The sequence below is a fragment of the Bacillus sp. CGMCC 1.60114 genome (assembly GCF_042676365.1).
GTDB classification, from domain to species: domain Bacteria; phylum Bacillota; class Bacilli; order Bacillales; family Bacillaceae_G; genus Bacillus_A; species Bacillus_A rhizoplanae_A.
Genome location: NZ_JBHTHG010000004.1, coordinates 205,012 through 224,322, shown reverse-complemented (window position 1 = coordinate 224,322; position 19,311 = coordinate 205,012). Strand labels below are relative to the sequence as shown.

Sequence of the window (19,311 nt, the reverse complement as noted above, 5' to 3'; positions counted from 1 at the left end):
CCCCTAAATTAAAATTTTCTTTCTCTACAGATAGTTATTCTGAGAAGCCGCTCATTTTTTCGTTTTGGGGGCATTTCTTTTTCTTAAGTTGATGGGCATGGGGTATGAACGGTATCTGGTAACATAGTTCTTCTCCTTTTATTTGATTTATTTATATAATAAAATTATATAAATTTTTCCAAAAACCATCAACAGACATCTGATATTTCTCAAATTTATATTACAAAGTTTGGCATTCCATTATAGATTGTAACAAATTCTGCAAGTTTTTGAAATTTTTTGTTTTAACATAATCTTACATAAAACAAACATTCCATCAATTTCCTTACATTATTTATTTTATTTTTCTAAATAAATGTTGGATTAAAATAAGATAATACAAAAAATTTACAATTTCGTTATTCTCTTGCACTATCATTCATATTTGCGGTACACTTTTAATAGTTATAAACTCGATTTCTGTCGAAACATATATAGAGAGAGCTTTCGAATAATGGAGGGACATAGGTGTTGTATACAGTTGAAAAAGATCCGCTGAAACAAGCACAAGGTCTTATGCTTAAGATGATGGTCGCGCTTCATGATATTTGCGAAGCACATCAAATTCCGTACTGGCTAACAGATGGCACATTGCTTGGATCAGCAAGACATAAAGGGTTTATTCCGTGGGATGATGATGCAGATATTGCTATGCTGCGCGAAGACTATGAGCGCTTTGTAAACGTTGTTGCTGCAAACTTACCTGAGCCGTTCAAAGTAGAAACGGTAGAAGAAAACACGCAAGGAAAACATAACTGGCTAAAACTTATTTATTTAGATGGATTTGAATGGATTGACTGGGACGGTGTGAAACGAAAAGGACTTTCCATTGATATTTTCCCGTTTGATTATGTACATGAAACGAGTAAAGTTCAAAAGCTTGTTCATCGCTTAGCGCGTCTTGAATATCCAATGAAAATAAACGGCGTCAAAGACTTCATTTGCCGCACGATTAACAACATGCAAGTTCAAAAAATATATGCGAAATTCACCAAGAAATCCAACATCGTCACATACGGCGTAGAAACACCATTCTTTGGCTGGGCCTATTTCGAAGTGGATAAAATCTTCCCGCTTCAAAAAGGAATCTTTGAAGGAAAATACTTCCAAGTTCCAAGCGATACGCATCACTATTTAACACTATTGTATGGTGATTATATGAAACCGCCAGCAGAAAGCGAGCGCCGCATTCATATGGGAAACCTACAATTTACAGACGAAAACACAAAATAATCCGATTTCTCCTTGTGAGAAATCGGATTTTCTTTCTTATACTAAACTAAACAAGCAATCGCTTCTTCTACCTTCTCTAAATCCTGTACAGAATCAATTTCAAAGCTATCATCGCTGCCAATTTTGTATAAATGAACATTTAAGCTTTGAATATTATCTTTCACGATATTATCCCAGTACAGCTCGCTGAAATCGCCGTGCGCAACTACTTCTTCTAATTTCTTCACAATATATGCGCCGTCTTCTTCTGACCAATAAGAAATACCGCATAAGATGTAGTCATTATCACCATCGCCAATTTCAATGTCATATACTTTACGATCTTTATCGTGCTTAATAATCCATTCATTATGGAAGTCATTTTTCTTCGCACTAAAGTATAAGGATGACTCTGGATTTTCAATAAAGATATTGCGATGTAAATACACATCTGCATCCATTACATATGCATCTGCTAAATAGTCGCGTACTAAATACATTGTATAAATGTTATTGTACACATCGTACTTATCATTATGCACAAGCTTGACGTTATATTTCTCCACAAGATAATCGAACTTCTCTGCTAAATAGCCTGTTACAACAATAATTTCTTCTACGCCTTTTTCTTGTAAATACTCAATTTGTCTCTCTAGCATCGGTTTTCCGTTCACCTCTACTAGCGACTTTGGCGTTGTTAATGTTAATGGGCGCAAGCGCGTCCCCATACCAGCAGCTAAAAGAATCGCTCTCATGCTGTTTCACCTCGATATTTCTTTGATTTAATAAATTCATCTGGATTTGCCACTGTTAAGATGGATCCGATCAAAATCGCCACGCAGCAAATAATAAGCTTCCACGAAAACGGTGACCCAAGCGCTACCATTGAAATGACAACTGCCCAGGCAGAATACGTAATATTCAGCGCCATCGCTCTTGTTGGGCCGATTTCATGAATCGCTTTGTAATAGAACACATATGATGCCGTTCCGACTAATGCAATGAACAGAATTAAAATAAACTCTGCACTCATGATGACTCCCATTGTTAAGAAATGACCGCCAAATGCCGGTAAAATGACAAGACCGTACGTCGCTGCTGACACAAGCTGACGAATTTGCAGCGCTTCTTCTGGCGATACTTCTTCATCTTTCATACCGTATGCACAAATAACACACTCAAGGCCCCAGCCAACAGTACAAATTAATGCAAAGATAAATCCTAACATATAATTGTCTGACGTAAATCCATCACCAGTAAACCCAATAATAATAATAAATACAATACTAATCAACAATCCAAACCAGTTCGACAAACGAAGGCGATCCTTCAAGAAAATAAACGCTAAAAATGCACCAATAGCTGGATATACAGCCGAAATCGCAGCCGTATATGAAGCACCTATATATTTAACAGCTAATACATAAAACGTCATCCCAATCGGTCCGCCCATAAGCGCTCCCAGTATAACGAAGCGGCCGCTTCTCGTTTTCAATTTCGAAAGGGCTGTCTTCAATTGTCCTTTCATCGCCATGTACAGCATCATCCAAATACTGGACATAAAATCATGTAAAAACGTACTTACTAGCGGTGCAAGAAAAATCACTTGCTCCGTTGCCATCATCAATTGTGATGATAACACAATTCCAATTAAAACTGTATCTAAAGCCCAAGCGAATCCAGAAAACAGTCCATAAAATGCGCCTTTACTTCGCTTTATCCCCATGTTATTCTCCCTCCATTATGCTCCATAAAAGATTTGTATATGTTTCTTCGCACGGTTATAGCGGTCGATACCATACGTACCGAAATCACTACCCTTCGCTTCTTTAATATTCGTCCAAATGCTCCATAAGAAATCTTGGAAGATTTTATTCATTAAAATACGTGTCTTATGCTCTTCTTCTACATTTCCATTAAAATAGTAATCTAAAAATAACTCTTCCTCTTCTGGTGAGAAATCGCACTCTAAACTATGCGCTGCTAAATCCCACATTGGATCGTTCATACCGCCGTATTCCCAGTCAATTAAATAAATCTTCTCTTCCCCGCTCTTCACAAAGTTCTCAGGAACCGTATCATTATGACAAGCTGTTAATGTAACATTCATCTCTTCATACATAACTTTTAGCTTCATTACAGCGCGCTTTACTTCTTCATAATCATCGAAATTACGACCATTTACTTTCTGTAATAAGCTTTCGTAATGCGCCATCTTCTCAAACACATTAAACGTATTGTGCATCACAGCACCAGATGTATGTAGCTGTTTTAGCACAGCCGCTGTTAACTGCATATTATCACTGCGCTTCGCTGTTTTCGGATTTAACGTTTCCGCATTAGGAATTAACTCCGCTACTTTCACGCCTGTTTCTTCATTAAAATATAGAAGCGCCGCATCGATGCCAAGCTCGCTTGCTACATTCGAGTTTACCATCTCATCATGGCGACTAATCATCTCTTCCGTGCCGCTGCCTGGAATGCGAAGTACATACTCCTTCTCTAATGCCCGGACTTTAAAGTTTGTATTTGTCATCCCGCCAAACGGCTGAATATCCGTCACCTCATCTGGCGAAATTTGAAGCGCTTCTGCGACGTGACGTTTAATTTGCTTCTCCTTAAACTCCGCTTCCTTTCGCTTCAACTGATGGTACACTTTATTTTGTACATGTTCATATTGCTCATTCGTATCAATTTCTGCCCACACAACACTTTGCAGCTTCACATATCCGATATCATACGTTCTCGCAACATCAAGAAGTAAATACTCATAGTTCACATACGAGTTTTTATTATGACGAAATGCTTCTAACATCTTCGAGAATACGTCATAAGAAATTTTCGAAACACCAATCATCTCGCCGTCAATACGGTTTAACTGATGAATATCCTTTGAAATCTTATACAAATGTCCGTTCTGAATCTCAACGAACGCCTCATCACCAGAGCCGCTCTCGCTTGTAATTAATAAACAATCACGTTCTGGGTATTGTAGCACTTGTGAAATCGCGCGCTCTTCAATGACAATATCATCTTCAATTAATAAGAAATCATCTGTAATCAATTCACTCACACAAGCAAGCGACGCCATCGATCCCGTCCACTTATACTTATGATTCTCTGTGAAATGCACACCACTATGATTTGCCCACTTCTCAAATGCTTCCGGCTGATACCCTGTCACAATAACAACCTTTTCAATTCCGTTATTTTGCAGTACATCTAAATGACGATCAAGAAGGAGCTGTTCTCCAACCTCTAACAAACAAGATGGTTTACCAATTTCCTTACGATTCCCAGCTGCCAAAATAACCGCTTGCGTTACTTTCTTATAACCTTGCTGCGGATGCATACGAATCTTCTTCCCTTGAAACACCGTAAGCTCCTTCTGTAAAAGAGCAAGCCCCTTATCATGTAAATAATAGCTCATACGTTTACCGGACTTTTTGCTATAAATGAGCTCTTTTTCCGTTAAATCATTCATAATATAATTCACTTTACCAACCGAAATATGACAGCGCTCCGCAATCTTCTTCTGACTCATCTGCGGCTCTTTATTAATAATCTCTAATATATTTAAAACATGTTGCATACCAATAGCCTCCAACATTAAAAATACGTTCAATTTTTGAATACGTAACCATATTATCACCGATAGGCTACTATGTAAATCTTTTGTAAAGGAAATATTAGGATTGTAAATACATTAGTATAACTTGATGTAAGGATAAAAAAATCAAATTATACATAAGAAGTATACACTTTAAACAAACGTTTGATTAAAATAAGGAATTTCAGAAAAACTCTCTATCCACTGTTGGTTCTCTTTAAGATTTTTAATATAAATGTATTGGCATTCTCCCTTAAATCGCAGGTTATTTGAAACGAAAAAAAGTCACTTTAGCTATGCTAAAATGACCTTCTCTACTTTCTATTATTTTGCAACAAAATAATTTGTCACATACTGCGCCCAAAGCTCTTGACCTTTCGCATTCGGGAAACCGAACTCATCTTGTAAATATGGTAAGATGTCCTTTTTCGTTGGATCAGGCCATACTTCCCAATGATTGATATATGTATAACCGTTTTGCTCTGCAAATTGTTTTAAAGCAGTAATAAATTTTGGATAATTCTTCGCATTGTATACTGGATTTGGCGGTTGAATCATAATCGTTGCGTTCTTCACACTTTCCTGCAGTGATACTATAAACTTTTGTGTATTTGCTACTGAATTACCATTACCAATCTTCTGATTATCTGTAATAAAAGGCGGCTCAAATAATATAACATCCGGCTTTAGATCCGCAATTTCTTTCGCTCGGTTCTTCGCAATAAGATCGTCTGTACTTTCCCCTTTATACTCCTGAACCGTTACATTCCAAGGACCTTCACCATAAGCCGCATTTAAGTTTGCTTTAAACTTCTCTGGCCAAGCACCTGTCGCCGCTGACGCTTCATCACCAACAATCACAAGGTTCACTGCCTTTTTCTCACTGGCAGCTTTCTTCAGCTTCTCTTTCACCGCATCCGGTAAGTTCTTCGCATACGCTTCATCAAAAGCTACCTTTGTCTCCGACTTCTTCTCTTCCTTCTTCGTAGCTTCCTCTTTCGTACTCGCTTCCTTCACTTGAGTCTCTTGCTGCGTTGCCTTCGCAACCTTCTTATTCCAATACATCTTACCACTCACAACAGAAGAAACAAACAATACGAAAATCACAAGCACGAACCAAACTTTCTTATTCATGAATTCACCCCATTATTTATCTTATATTACATAATATTATTATAAATTAATAAGAAAATAAAGCTAACTACTATGTGAGTAGTTGGGTTTAAAAGATTACTTCTTAGGTAATTCAAGGTGTTCTCTTAACTTGTTAGAAATATCTTTGCGTGTTTGATCTGTTACAAAATAGTACCAAATACCGTCTTCAGCCTTGTGACCGTCACCAGGAATTTGGATTTCCTCAGTGCTCTTCATACAATCTTTATAGTTCTTTTGAATATCAAACATTTGCTCTTGAGATAAGCTTGTTTTTACGTTCTTTTGAATTGCTGTTAACACGTCGCCATAGTTCGCTAGAGACGATACATGCGCACCTTTTTTGATTACAGCTTGAATAACTTGACGTTGACGCATTTGACGACCGAAATCACCGCGCGGATCTTCATAGCGCATGCGAGTATACTTTAGTGCATCATCACCATTTAAATGAATATCGCCTTTTGCAAAGTGATGACCATCTTGTGTGAAGTCTAAATCATTGTAAACATCGACACCACCAACCGCATCAACAATATCTTTAAAGCCAGCCATGTTTACTTCAATGTAATGATCAACTGGAACATCAAGGAAGTTTTCCACCGTTTTCACAGCCATATCAATTCCACCAAATGCATACGCATGGTTAATCTTATCTTTCTTCCCTTTACCAACAATTTCTGTATAAGAATCACGTGGAATACTTACAATTTTCATCGATTTTGTCTTTGGATTTAAAGTAAATAACATTAAAGAATCGGAACGGCCAACCTCATCTTTTCGTTGATCGCTGCCCATTAGTAGAATAGAAATAGGTTTTTGATCCACTACATCTACTTTTTGCTCACGTTTATCTGATTTATCACGATCTAATGGTTTATGTACGGCCTCTAATGTATTCGATACGTTGGAATAAATATGATACGCATAAGCTCCTCCCGCAACTACGAGAACGCCTATAATACCAAAAATCCAGAATAGAATTTTCTTTTTCATATTTTATGCCTTCTTCCCTTCGAATTAACAGATTATTAGTAATTTTAACCTATTATAACATAAATTAGATTTCAGTTTATATCACTGAAATTTAACACTAGTATTTTCATTAACACTCCTTGGTATATATCTGAAGATTTTATTATTCTACACAAGGCGTGTCATTCATTCAAATACCTGTTACAAACTCAAAAACCAAGAAAACTAAGTAGAAAAACACTCTAAATATATAGTAGAATTATTTTATATGCATGTAATAAATTTGTCTTTAACTATCTAGATAACGAAAAAATAATGGAGGCTTCTATGAAAAAAGGAAAGAAAATAGGCAAAACTATTGGGATCAGCTTGCTAGCAATTTTGATTATTGCTGGTGCTGCAGGCGCTTATGCATACCAAAAATTAAAGCCAGAAAACCATTTCAAAAACGTTCCTGTAGTAAACTCTGATTCTACGAAAAAAGCAAAAGCGAGTCAGAACACTAAAGTACAAAACGGTGCTTTTAATATTTTATTAATTGGTTCAGATGAGCGAAAAGGCGAAAAAATCGGTCACTCCGATTCTATGATGATCATTCATGTAGACTTGAATAAAAAAGAATATCATGCAATGAGTATTCCTCGCGATACACGCGTACACCTTGACGGCTACGGCTATACAAAATTAACAAGCGTCCAATACATCAAACAAGCGACAGAAGGTCAACAACAAGGTGTGGATGCTGCAATAAAAGCCATTACCGAGCTAACAGGTGTAGATATTAACTACTACGTAGAAACAAACTACGAAGGCTTGCAGGGAATGGTAGATGCAATTGGTGGCATCGAAATGAATGTACCATTTGATGTGAAGCTCACACATCCTTGGTACCCAGAAAATAAAAACAAGGTAATAAATGCCGGTGTACACTCAGTGGATGGCAAAATGGTAACAGAGCTTGTGCATGAACGCTACTCTCTTAAAAACGGTGAATATGATCGACAAAGATTACAAGAAGAAGCATTAGTAGGGATTGCAAAGAAAGTGCTGCAACCATCAAACGTAACAAAGCTTCCGGAATTCGCTAAACAAATTCCAAACTTCTTAATCGCGTCTAACATGACAACATCAGATATGCTAAGCTTAGGACTAGCTGTAAAAGACTTTGATCCTGCGAAACAATTACAATATCATCAAATTGGTGGAGAATGGAAAACCATGTATGATGATATTTTAAAGAATAATAATGATGAATTGATAATGGACAAAGCACAACTGGAGCAAGTTGTTTCTCAGTATTTTACAAACCAGATAATGGAAAAAAAGAAGTAGGACGGAGGTGATTTACCTCCGTCCTACTTCATCTATCTGCTTTATTTATTCTGTATTAAGATGTTGTAAATAAATTAGCCATAGAAATGACCTGAAACTAGTGATCAGGGGCTCCAATACACATCTCTTCAATATAATTAACTACTTAAAAAATATCAGATGAAGATTAGTATGTCCAGAGAGGGAAACTATTGGAGCAATGCTTGTATAGAAAGCTTCTTCAGTCACTTTAAGTCAGAGTGTTTTCATTTATACTCTTTCCGCACAACCGATAAGGTCAAGTTTGCCGTGCGCAAATATATACACTTTTATAATAACCAAAGGTTCCAAAAGAAATTAAATAACCTGAGTCCATATAAATATAGAAATCAGGTTGCTTAGTTATGCTTTTGGAATACTGCCTACTTGGCAGGGGTCACTTCATTGCTACAAATGTTTTTACTGATACATCAATACGATCCACTTAATTATCTCCTATTTCAAAATAAAAAGAGAGACGTTATTCGTCCCTCTTAATGTATAAAACTAATTCAAATTCGTATTTTTTCAAGCTGCTTGTCGCACAATAGGAGACTATTGTGCAATTAATTTTTCTTTTCTTACTACTTTAGCAGGAACGCCAACTATTGTTGTGTTAGGTTCTAAGAAAGATTTGTTTACTACGGAATTTGCGCCAATCTTTGTTCCGTCTGCTATCGTTATCCCACCGAATAACTTTGCCCCCGGAGCAATATAAATATTATCTCCTAATTGCGGAACATCTTCTTTAGTACCACCAATGTTTACACACACATGAATTCTGCAATTTTTACCGATTTTTGTTTTGGGATTTATTACAATAGTCCCTGTATGCGCAATGCTTAAACCTTCGTCGAATACATTAATCGGAATAGAAAAACCTAACTTATGACTTAAATTTCTATACTTGTACTTCAAGTAGAAAAAATATGGTTTGTACATTATTCCTTTACAATTATTAATGTACTCTAACTTACGCATCAACCTTTGAAATTTCCAAATGTCATCACCGATTAATTTCGGTCTTTTTCTTGTGATTTCTAATGCTTTTCTATCTTTTTCTAAGAATCTTTGATAATCTTCTTTTGACATTATCAACTAAATATACCTCCAATGGAACTTTTAAATTAATTATACTATATTTTGGTAGGCATATTATTTCTCAATATTAAATTGTTATAAAAAGCAACAATTATAATTGTGTTCCAACAATGGTTCCGTCTGTATCACTTGAAGGTGCCCCATTCTTAATCATTGATTTACCACTTGAACTAACCCATAAAGCATAAGTACCTAAATAAAATGGTTTACCCCAAGTTCCTAAAATTTTAACAGCTTCAGTTGAGTTTACAACATTTATAGGATTGTCAAAACTAGCCCCTGTTGAATCATAGCGTTTTAGTTTGTAATCCTTACTTGGGTCAATTTGTTCCTCCCACGCTTCCACATTATTTAGCAGAGAGATTACATCCGAACGATACCGGAAACCAGCTTTTAACTGATAAAATTTATGGATTTTTAGCATCAACTTATTAAATGATATAATACTTAAATATCATTTTAAACAGCATAATTGTTCCTATAATCCTTTCTTTTTAACAACATATTATTCTATACTTATTAATTATGGGGTATTTGACTAAACATATGTTAGAGGGAGAAAGAATGGAACTTATAAAAATTTTAATTCGGGAACGAAAAAAGGCCTTGTTATTTGCGATCTTATTATCAGTATTTTGCTTTATTCTCATTCCAAGTATAAATACAAGTGATAAATCACTACGCGAATTGGCTGAAAAACAAAATATGGAAATTGGTACAGCTGTAAATACTTCCGCGTTCCTGAAAGATAAGCAATATAGAGATACCTTAAAAAAAGAATTTAATGTATTAACTCTAGAAAATGAACTAAAGTTTGCGAGTGTTCATCCCCAAATCGACAGGTATGATTTTACAAACTCTAATCGTTTAATAGATTTTGCGATGGAGAATAATCAAAAAGTAAGAGGACATACATTAGTTTGGTACTATGATTTGCCAGATTGGTTAACGAAGAGTAACTTTTCAAGAGATCAATTCATACAAATTCTTAAAAATCATATTCAAACTGTAGTAGGTCAATATAGAGGGAAAATATATGCATGGGATGTTGTAAATGAAGCTTTTAATGATGATGGAACATTGCGTGATAATCTTTGGTTAAGAAAGATTGGCCCAGAATATATAGAGCTTGCTTTTCGTTGGGCACATGAAGCTGATCCTAATGCTCTCTTATTCTATAATGATAATAGAAATGAAGGGTTAAATGCGAAGTCAGAATCTATATATCGATTGTTTAAGGAATTTAAGGAACGTGGGGTTCCCGTTAACGGTATAGGATTCCAAATGCACAATAACATTAATAAACCTATAAGGTATGAAGATGTTTCTAAAAATATTGAGCGTCTAGCTAATATAGGTTTACAAGTACAAATTACTGAGATGGATGTCCAAATCCAAGGCAATGAAGAAGCAGAAACGAAAAAATTAAAAAAGCAGGCAGATATGTATAAAGATTCATTAAATGTTTGTCTTTCCAATAAAAATTGTACTGGGTTTGTAATGTGGGGATTTACAGATAAATTTACATGGGTTCGAAATTCTATATCTAAAGATGAACAACCACTTATTTTTGATGAGATTTATAAACCAAAACCAGCGTATAAAGCACTTCAAGAGGTGCTTTATAAATGAAAAAGGATTCAAGAAATTATTAACTTTTGAATAAAATACGGCTTTGAATAGATTTATAAGTTAAGAGGGGCAGCTGCTCCTCTTTTTATTTTGAAATGAGGTGATTGCTGTGAAACGAATTGTAGACCATGCTATTTACGAGAAACATGTCAGTCCGACCAATAAAAGTTTGGTGAATGACTTTCTGATTGAGAAAAAAGCGCAAGGAAAAGCAAAAAGTACTCTGCAACAATACCAATGGGATTTACGAATTATTTTGTATCTCATTTATAAGCATTTTGAAAATAAAGGCCTTGTTGATCTAACGAGGAAAAATATCCGCAACTTGTGTATTATCTTCCAAGAAATGAATATGTCTAATGCGCGTGTGAACGGTCTTATGAGTGCATTGCGGGCAGCGTTGGAACTTTGTGCTGATGATGATTACGATTATGAGTTTAATGTTGGATCTAGGGTGAAGGGTCTTCCGAAAAATCCAGTGCTTCCAAATGGTTCCCCTATTCTTGATAGGAAATTCAAAACAGTATATGAAGTATTACCGTTTGGCGGAACATCTCAGGGCATGTACCAAAACTGTAACCTGTTCAATTGCACCATAGACCCTAGAATTGATATCAACGTCCTAAGAAGTAACTACACAGATTTTGGCTATCCAATTGGGTCTTGTTCTTATGCAGAAATGAGACCTCGTAAAAGAGGTACAACCACACAAAGACCTAGTGGAACATTAGTTAAAACAGGTGGCCCTTATTGTGACACATCAATAAACAAAATTATAACTTATATTGGTACTGGATGGATGCTATAGGTAACACTGTTTGAAATTTAACAAGGATCATCTTAAAGCATTTTTCATTAATATTTTATGGTATTATATCCATAAAGAACCATATCATATTTTCGTTATATTGGAGGAGAAATGTTTGATTAAAAGTAAGGAAGATTACATTAGATACATGGAGGCTGACAGATTAGCAACTTATATTAAAAGAAAAAAACCTTTACCTTTTATGGATGAGAGATTAAAATACACTAGAACAATGAGAAAGATTGAGTACATTCAAAACTGTAAAACTGGTTTATTTAGTAAACTTATGAAAGCTTATTATCAATTTAAATTACACAGATTAAGTATAAAGACCCAATTCTCCATACCGCCAAACGTTTTTGATGAAGGTCTTACTTTATTTCATCATGGGACAATAATAGTGAATAAGACTTGTAAAATAGGAAAATATTGTCAAATACAATGTTCTACAAATATTGCAGCTGATGTTGTAATAGGAGACCATGTATTTATAGGTCCGGGTGTAAAGATACTGAGTAATGTACGAATAGCTGATGGAGTAAGAATTGGTGCGAATTCTGTGGTATCTAGATCAATTGACGAACCAAATATTACTGTAGTAGGCGCTCCAGCAAGGAAGGTTTCTAATGTTGGGTCTGGTAGAAAATCGATTAAGAATAAAGATGGGGAATATTATCTGGAAGTTGAAAAAAATACACCTGATAATATAGCTAAAGCAGAATAGATTCATAGTGTGCAATGAGTATTTATTAATAAAATACGGCATTGATAAAAAAAGAGTGCCCCCGACTACTCTTTTTTTATTTTGAACAAATTTATGTCTTATATATCTTTAAAACTTCACAAGTAATACATCGCTAATACACAACAGCAAGATATTATACGCTGTATTACTTGTGAAAATAATAGGAGAGGCAATATGAAGAAAGATGGTAACTTTTTTGTAGGGTTATTATGGGGTAGCTTATTTTCCATCATTCTATGGATATCATTTTTGGGTTGGGTAAAGATATTGTTAGTACAAATTCATCATCATAAGGATTGGTTGATTAATTTTTGATAGTAGCAAATTTGATATTTGCACAATTTTATAAAATACGGCTTGTATAACAAAGAGGGACAATTAGTCTCTCTTTTTATTTTGAAAGGAGGTGCAATATGGCTGAACCAGTGATGAAGCATGATGATATGAAAGAGGGACTTGTGGGGTTAACTAGAGTGGAAACAAAAATCGATGCGCTTGGTAACGTAAGAGAAATTGCAATCGAAGTACAGCAGTCTGCAAAGAGCGCTCATCTACGTCTAGATCGATTAGACAAAATAGGATTTTGGCTTGGTACGACAGTAATTGGTGCAGTGATTACAGGCGCTATTATGGCACTTTTCGAATTCGCAGGAAAGTAGGGAAGTATTATGAACAAAGAAAATATCAAAAAAGGATTTCATAACCGGCGCACATGGGTTGCACTTTTTTCATACGTTGGATTGCTCTTACAAGTTTTTGGTGTAACTGGATCTGAAGGTAACTTAGAAAAGGTTCGACAGGCTGTATATATGTTTGGTATCGCTTTAGGTATTTGGACTGATCATGAAGAAATTAAAGGAGATGCTGAATAATGAAATATCATACTCGAAATATAAACAATTTAAATAAATTGGCTGATCATACGAAGGTTGCAGCATTCAAGTGGTATCAATATTGCATCGATAATGGCATCGAAATGTTAATCTATGAAACGATTCGTACAATTGAGCAGCAACGCAAGAACGTAGCGAAAGGTGCATCACAAACGATGCGCTCTTATCATTTAGTGGGACAAGCATTAGACTTTGTGCCTATCAATTCTAATGGTACAGAGGATTGGGAGGAGTACTGGAAAGAGCCATGGGCTTCAGTAATCCGTTATGCTAAAAATATTGGATTTGAATGGGGAGGAGACTGGAAAGAATTTGTTGACTCACCTCATTTACAATGGAATCATAAAGGGTATGGAACAGATACATTCAATGGAAGTGGAGCTCAAGATGTACCAGATTCCCCTCCTTCTTCAAATGGTGGTGAAGGTATCGCATATATTGAAGGTAATCGTGTTAACTTACGCACTGGCCCAGGAACAAATTATGATGTTGTGAAAAAGGTGTATCAAGGTGAAAAGTATCGATCATGGGGATATAAAGATGGTTGGTACAATGTCGGCGGAAACCAATGGGTATCAGGTGAATACGTCAGATTTGATAAATAAACAAAAAAACTGGCTCCTTCGTAGAATCGGGGTTTTTGTTTATTTATCACAAGCAATTCCATCGCCATCACGATCTAGTTTAGGTAAGTACGCTGGGTCACCTATTTTAATATTTGAGAATCCAGCAGCCTTTGCTTCTTTACAACTTTTAAAGTTATAATTAGTTTGAGTGTTTTGTTCTGGTTGAGATTGTGTTTGTTGCGAAGCTTGTTCTTGTTGCTTTTTAGCCTCTTCTTGTCGTTTTGCTTCCTCTTGTTTACTTCATATCTTACCTTCCATATTGCCCTTTACTAAATTTTAACAACATGAAATTAGGATACCGCAAAATAATTATTAATTTTTTCTATATCTTTCATTATTACTACTCAGCTAACCTATTAATAGTTTCACAATAGATCATATTAAATAAGTATAAAAGCATACACAAATAAACCCAACTACTGTAAGAGTAGTTGGATTTAAAAAAATTACTTTTTCTTGATAATTTAAGTATATCAAAGAACTATAATATATACAGCTTCTCTGTTATATAATAGTGTCTTATACTACCTAAATTAGATCTTCTTAAACCAATGTTATATTTTAGAAATATCATCTACCTTTTTGCTATTTCTATATAACACACTATGTATTTTAATTATTAATAAATTCCTTAATATCCTTTACTAATTCATTTTTTGAAAAACTATAGGTATTGAAAGTCTGATGATGAATACTACTAATTGCTGTACCTAATTTTTTCATGTCCCAAACTACACTAACATACCCTTTTTTATCTAAAACATCACAAATTTCGATTTGGTGATTATCTACGTGTTCATGAAATTCACTTAAACGTGGGACTGCTATTACTTTTTTTTGTTTCTTTAAAGCATTAAAAATACTGCTAGTTCCCCCATGAGTAATAAGTAAAGAGGCCTTATTAATGTATGTTTCCATTTGTTCAGGCTTAAGTAACTTATGTGCTTGGAAGTTTGCAGGTATATATGTTGAATATCCTACTTGGGCAACAACTTCTTCTTGAATTATCCCACTTGCACACAGTCCATCTACCTCTTTTAAAAGTCTATCAAATTGAAATTTTTGTGTTCCGACTGTTATAAAAATCAATATAATCTCCCCTTAAATTCCGCTTTCTCATACACTGAAAGAAGTTCTTCCCATTGTACATAAAATTTATCTGCAAAACGGTATAAGACTCTTCCCGTTATGGTAGGGGTTTGCACTTTGGCAAAGCTTTCAATAAAAATAAGTTTACTTCCAAAAATTTTCCCAAAAATACAAAAAGGAATAACTGCCCCGGCTCCGGTAGAGATAATATACTGAGGTTTAACCTTCCATACATACCACAGAGAAAGGATAACATTGGCCATAAATATAAATGGAAAGAAAATGTTTTTCCTCTCCTGTTGGATTAAATACAAAACATTATATTTCTCTTGTAACGAAAGTGTCGTTTGATTTTTTTCAGTAATCACATTTATACTTGATGAGTCAAAGGATTTCATTATATTATTCAACTGTGTTAAGTGTCCCCCGGTTGAGCTAATAAAACATATTTTTTGCAATGGATAACCCTCCATTTTTTATTTATATCCACTTTAATTTAACTATAAAAATAATAATACGAATCTTCTCAAACCAATATTGGCATATGTAAATAAATCTATTAATAGTTTACTTTTGGTTTTCCAAATATGAAATTTTATTTTATGAACCCATTTTCCTTTATCATAAATAAACTCTTGAAACTCCATTTCATTCACAATAGACTCTATTTCATTTTCATATTGTTTACTTTTTATACCTCTTCCCCACCACTTAAAGAAATAGTTCCGGACAAAATTTAAAACTACATCATCATCTGAGATATTAATCAAATCTTTATAAGTTAGCAAGCGATCTCGTGCATTTCTCCCTGGATTAGTCATTATAGACCCTTCCCGATATCTACGTCTATATACATTCAAGTCTACATATTTTATAGATTCGGTTTTTCCAATGCAATTAAGCCAAAATGACACATCTTCTCCATAAGTATTTTCATTTGGAAAATATAAATCATATTTCTCTATGAACTTTTTAGACTGTACTTTTAAACACGCTTGATGGAGATCTAGTAAACAATATTTTTTTAAACTATTTTTATATTTATTTACAGTAGGCTTAACTAAAAAGTATTTTTTTTGGCAGACCTTACGACTTTCATCATAAAAACCCTCGCCATTAAAAATAATAATATCTTTTTTATCATTTTGTATTTCTTCAATTAAAAGAACTAGTGAATTGGATTGAATATAGTCATCTGAATCCAAATACATAATATATTCACCTTTTGCTATTTGTGTACCAACATTTCTAGTTGGACCCAATCCCTCATTTTCCTTATAAATGCATTTAATTCGACTATCCATAACTCTATATTTTTCCATTATAGATCTACTATCATCTGTAGACCCGTCATCAATAAGAATGATTTCTATATTTTCCACCTTTTGTTTTATCAATGACACTATGCACTCTTCAAGATATCTCTCTACATTATAAATTGGTACGATAATAGATAACAGAATGTTATTTTCATTTGATTGTAAACTCACATAATCACCTAACTTTTTAATTTTATAATATTTCTATATACAACTAAGGGAGTTATGCATTTAATAACCCCTTTACAAAAAGCACTAATATTTATTACATTATGTCTCCATGCTTGCATATAAATTGATAAAGCTTTCTTTCTTTGATGATCAAATATTAATGGCTTTGTAACTACTCGAACTAAAAATGCATATTTTACCTTTTCAGAAATACTATCTTTAACACTTTCTATCCAGTCTAACGATTGAAGATATTTATTATTATTTCCTATTCTTCCACTCCTTTCATCCATGTAATATATTGTTAAGTACTCTGGAATCCTTACAAACTTTGCACCATTCCTACTTAACCTCAAACAAAAATCCCAATCTTGATGTTTTTTCAATCCTGGATCAAATAAAGTTTCTTTTCCAATACTACTAGAAAACATATAGCTACTAGTTTGGACCCAATTCTTTTCCAATAATATGTATTCTAGGATATTTTCCCCTTCATCGATATCCCTATTAGCAAAATAACCAACCTTTTTTCCACCTGTTAATACTAAATCCGTAAAACAAACTACTCTATCATCATTAAATTGCTGTATAAATTTTAACTGTTTTTCTAATTTAGTCGGTAACCATTCATCATCTGAATCTAACAGAGCAATATATTCCCCTTTACTTTCTTGGATACCAACATTTCTCGGTTTTGTTCCACTTGAATTTTCACTAAGCTTAATATACTTTATCCTTAAATCATTATATTCCTTAATAATCTCCTCTGTATTATCTGTAGAAGCGTCATCTACTATTATTAACTCAAAATTTGTATATGTTTGATTCAAAACACTATCTATTGTACGTTTAATTAAAGAACTTCTATTATATGTTGGTATAACTACACTAACTAAATATTTATCATTGTTCAAGAGACATACCTCCCGCAAATAATAAATGGCCATATAATAAATTAAATTTATCCATTATATCAATTAGCCTGTATTACTCACTTAACTTATTAAAATTTTTTCCTACAGTTAATCCTCTTTCAACCAAAAGTTCTACGTAGCCTTTCCTTCTAAAAATTTTTTAAATTATATTTTTAATATTCATAGTGGCCCTCCTACTACTTGTAGCATTAATTTATTTAAACTATTTTATTTTTCTCTTCTGTTTTAATTGATTTGAGACTAATTAAATTCAAAATATCATTTCTATAGAGAACTACTAGCATTCCAATATTTAATACACCTATAAGAAAGTAATATAGATCAAAAGAATTAAAAGTTGCATAAAAAGTGAAGACTAGTAAACACGCTGTCATCAAATAGATTCTTTTCAAATCAAAATTTACTTGATACAACCTAGTTGATATAAATGTTCTTATACTAAAGAAAAATATATATGCTACTCCTGTAGAAAGCGCTGCACCTGTCGCACCTAATTTAGGTACTAACAAAAAATTCCCAATAACATTTACACCAGCAGAAAGAAGAGCGATAGTTATATGGTAATAGGATTTCTTTTTGAAGTTAATTCCTAAAACTGTAGTTTCTGAAATAGTATACATTAACGGCATAAACACTAGAAAAGGCATAATATTACTTGCTGCTCTAAAGTTCTCTCCCAAAATAAAAATAATCATATCTTTAAAAAAGATAATCATTATACCTATGAAGAACATAAAAAAAGCTACAATAGATGTAACTTTTTTAAAAAAATCCTGGCTATTATTATCTTTTTCATAACGTTCATAAGCAACAGGAACCCAAAAGGTAGTAAAAGCCCCTTGAACAGCATTTAATAACGCTATTATGGAAAAGGCTGCTGAAAATAGACCAAGCTCTGTATAACCACGATAATGTTGAATAAATAGTCTATCTGCTGACTGAAATAGCCAAGTAATTAAAAGGGTAAATACTAAGGGTATTCCAAATTGCAACAATTCTTTTGTTGATGTATTCAGTCTCTTACTCTTCACTTTTTGTTTACTAATTTCCCATAACTCTTTTTCAAGTATTATAGCAACAATACTTGCTATAATATTTGAAAAAACAAACGCATATATTAATGTAAGAAAACTACTATTAAGTGGAATAAATAGCAGTAGTATGGCAATAATATTTGACAACTTTTGGCCAACCTGCACTGTAGAATACAGTCTTCCCTTTTGTTGCATCCTTATAACTAAAAGGGAAAATCTATTTAACAGCATAGCAAAATTATTAATTGTAAATAAAATCACCAATTGGCTATTATAGGTTCCAAATAAACTCATTGAAATTTGTTTATTAAAAATAATAGTCACAATTGTAACCAGTGAACATACTAAAAAAGGAATCTTAAGCGAACGATATAATAAACGTGTTTGGTTACCCTTTTCTATATAAAAGTATCTAACAAAGGATTGATCAAGACCCATCAATATAATTATATTAATTATATTGGCATACATGAGAAACATTGAAAATCTCCCATACTCTTCTGGAGTAAATAACCGAGTATTTAAAGGTGCAGAAATAAATCCCAACAAAAGGACTATTCCACTCCCTAAAGCATACTCTATAAATTTCTTAAGTAAATTATTTTTAGACACAATTAAGC

Annotated in this window: 21 protein-coding genes and 2 pseudogenes; 10 read left to right on the top strand and 13 right to left on the bottom strand. The window is 33.7% G+C overall.

The window, feature by feature from the left end; genetic code table 11:
* Positions 1-507: 507 nt before the first annotated feature.
* Complete coding sequence (locus ACFQZ1_RS02315) at positions 508-1,272, top strand: LicD family protein (RefSeq protein WP_377880479.1); 765 nt, start codon at positions 508-510, stop codon at positions 1,270-1,272.
* A gap of 41 nt (positions 1,273-1,313) precedes the next feature.
* Here the strand turns inward: ACFQZ1_RS02315 and ACFQZ1_RS02310 are convergent, their stop codons facing one another.
* From ACFQZ1_RS02310 to tagU, 5 genes are all read right to left on the bottom strand, one after another.
* Positions 1,314-2,006 carry a sugar phosphate nucleotidyltransferase gene (locus tag ACFQZ1_RS02310; RefSeq protein WP_377880478.1) on the bottom strand — a complete coding sequence of 231 codons (693 nt, stop codon included), beginning with the start codon at positions 2,004-2,006 and terminating at the stop codon, positions 1,314-1,316.
* Entirely contained in the window at positions 2,003-2,977 is a 975-nt protein-coding gene (locus ACFQZ1_RS02305; protein ID WP_377880477.1) for a DMT family transporter, read from the bottom strand. Before ACFQZ1_RS02305 ends, ACFQZ1_RS02310 begins: the two co-directional genes overlap by 4 nt.
* 15 nt (positions 2,978-2,992) lie before the next feature.
* Positions 2,993-4,843 (bottom strand): NTP transferase domain-containing protein, encoded by a 1,851-nt coding sequence (locus ACFQZ1_RS02300; protein ID WP_377880476.1) that lies wholly within the window; start codon positions 4,841-4,843, stop codon positions 2,993-2,995.
* Positions 4,844-5,185: 342 nt separating this feature from the next.
* A complete protein-coding gene (locus tag ACFQZ1_RS02295) occupies positions 5,186-5,995 on the bottom strand; it encodes an SGNH/GDSL hydrolase family protein (protein ID WP_377880475.1) in 810 nt (269 codons plus the stop codon).
* Positions 5,996-6,091: 96 nt separating this feature from the next.
* Positions 6,092-7,009, bottom strand: coding sequence for a polyisoprenyl-teichoic acid--peptidoglycan teichoic acid transferase TagU (gene tagU, locus ACFQZ1_RS02290; protein WP_377880474.1), 918 nt, complete (start codon positions 7,007-7,009; stop codon positions 6,092-6,094).
* Between the two features lie 306 nt (positions 7,010-7,315).
* Here tagU and ACFQZ1_RS02285 point away from each other — a divergent pair, with 306 nt between their 5' ends.
* Both ACFQZ1_RS02285 and ACFQZ1_RS02280 read left to right on the top strand, forming a co-directional pair.
* Positions 7,316-8,320, top strand: a complete 1,005-nt coding sequence (locus ACFQZ1_RS02285; RefSeq protein ID WP_377880473.1) for an LCP family protein — start codon at positions 7,316-7,318, stop codon at positions 8,318-8,320.
* 159 nt (positions 8,321-8,479) lie between these two features.
* Entirely contained in the window at positions 8,480-8,701 is a 222-nt protein-coding gene (locus ACFQZ1_RS02280; protein WP_377880472.1) for an IS3 family transposase, read from the top strand.
* 192 nt (positions 8,702-8,893) lie between these two features.
* Here ACFQZ1_RS02280 and ACFQZ1_RS02275 read toward each other — a convergent pair whose 3' ends face one another.
* Both ACFQZ1_RS02275 and ACFQZ1_RS02270 read right to left on the bottom strand, forming a co-directional pair.
* Positions 8,894-9,430: a serine O-acetyltransferase gene (locus tag ACFQZ1_RS02275; RefSeq protein WP_377880486.1), complete on the bottom strand. Its 537-nt coding sequence runs from the start codon at positions 9,428-9,430 to the stop codon at positions 8,894-8,896.
* A 100-nt stretch (positions 9,431-9,530) separates the two neighbouring features.
* On the bottom strand, positions 9,531-9,863 hold the full coding sequence (locus tag ACFQZ1_RS02270; protein ID WP_377880471.1) for a hypothetical protein: 333 nt from the start codon (positions 9,861-9,863) through the stop codon (positions 9,531-9,533).
* Between the two features lie 140 nt (positions 9,864-10,003).
* On the opposite strand from ACFQZ1_RS02270, the gene ACFQZ1_RS02265 reads away from it, so the two are divergent.
* From ACFQZ1_RS02265 to ACFQZ1_RS02235, 7 genes and pseudogenes are all read left to right on the top strand, one after another.
* A complete protein-coding gene (locus ACFQZ1_RS02265) occupies positions 10,004-11,071 on the top strand; it encodes an endo-1,4-beta-xylanase (RefSeq protein ID WP_377880470.1) in 1,068 nt (355 codons plus the stop codon).
* 109 nt (positions 11,072-11,180) lie between these two features.
* Positions 11,181-11,552 (top strand): annotated as a pseudogene (locus ACFQZ1_RS02260) (tyrosine-type recombinase/integrase); the annotation flags it as partial.
* A 442-nt stretch (positions 11,553-11,994) separates the two neighbouring features.
* A complete protein-coding gene (locus tag ACFQZ1_RS02255) occupies positions 11,995-12,603 on the top strand; it encodes a serine O-acetyltransferase (RefSeq protein WP_377880469.1) in 609 nt (202 codons plus the stop codon).
* A gap of 195 nt (positions 12,604-12,798) precedes the next feature.
* Positions 12,799-12,939, top strand: a complete 141-nt coding sequence (locus ACFQZ1_RS02250; RefSeq protein ID WP_377880468.1) for a hypothetical protein — start codon at positions 12,799-12,801, stop codon at positions 12,937-12,939.
* Between the two features lie 98 nt (positions 12,940-13,037).
* Positions 13,038-13,283 carry a hemolysin XhlA family protein gene (locus ACFQZ1_RS02245; protein ID WP_377880467.1) on the top strand — a complete coding sequence of 82 codons (246 nt, stop codon included), beginning with the start codon at positions 13,038-13,040 and terminating at the stop codon, positions 13,281-13,283.
* 9 nt (positions 13,284-13,292) lie between these two features.
* Positions 13,293-13,496, top strand: a complete 204-nt coding sequence (locus tag ACFQZ1_RS02240) for a hypothetical protein (protein WP_377880466.1) — start codon at positions 13,293-13,295, stop codon at positions 13,494-13,496.
* Positions 13,496-14,122 (top strand): M15 family metallopeptidase, encoded by a 627-nt coding sequence (locus ACFQZ1_RS02235; RefSeq protein WP_377880465.1) that lies wholly within the window; start codon positions 13,496-13,498, stop codon positions 14,120-14,122. The genes ACFQZ1_RS02240 and ACFQZ1_RS02235 overlap by 1 nt, the downstream gene beginning before the upstream one ends.
* Positions 14,123-14,161: 39 nt before the next feature.
* Here ACFQZ1_RS02235 and ACFQZ1_RS02230 read toward each other — a convergent pair.
* From ACFQZ1_RS02230 to ACFQZ1_RS02205, 6 genes and pseudogenes are all read right to left on the bottom strand, one after another.
* Positions 14,162-14,263: pseudogene (locus tag ACFQZ1_RS02230) on the bottom strand (excalibur calcium-binding domain-containing protein); the annotation flags it as partial.
* 492 nt (positions 14,264-14,755) lie between these two features.
* Entirely contained in the window at positions 14,756-15,232 is a 477-nt protein-coding gene (pssE, locus tag ACFQZ1_RS02225; RefSeq protein ID WP_377880464.1) for a PssE/Cps14G family polysaccharide biosynthesis glycosyltransferase, read from the bottom strand.
* Complete coding sequence (gene pssD, locus ACFQZ1_RS02220) at positions 15,229-15,690, bottom strand: PssD/Cps14F family polysaccharide biosynthesis glycosyltransferase (RefSeq protein ID WP_377880463.1); 462 nt, start codon at positions 15,688-15,690, stop codon at positions 15,229-15,231. Before pssD ends, pssE begins: the two co-directional genes overlap by 4 nt.
* Positions 15,691-15,732: 42 nt before the next feature.
* Positions 15,733-16,722, bottom strand: a complete 990-nt coding sequence (locus ACFQZ1_RS02215; RefSeq protein WP_377880462.1) for a glycosyltransferase family 2 protein — start codon at positions 16,720-16,722, stop codon at positions 15,733-15,735.
* 8 nt (positions 16,723-16,730) lie between these two features.
* Entirely contained in the window at positions 16,731-17,636 is a 906-nt protein-coding gene (locus ACFQZ1_RS02210; RefSeq protein WP_377880461.1) for a glycosyltransferase family 2 protein, read from the bottom strand.
* Between the two features lie 218 nt (positions 17,637-17,854).
* Entirely contained in the window at positions 17,855-19,303 is a 1,449-nt protein-coding gene (locus ACFQZ1_RS02205) for an oligosaccharide flippase family protein (protein ID WP_377880460.1), read from the bottom strand.
* Positions 19,304-19,311: the final 8 nt, after the last annotated feature.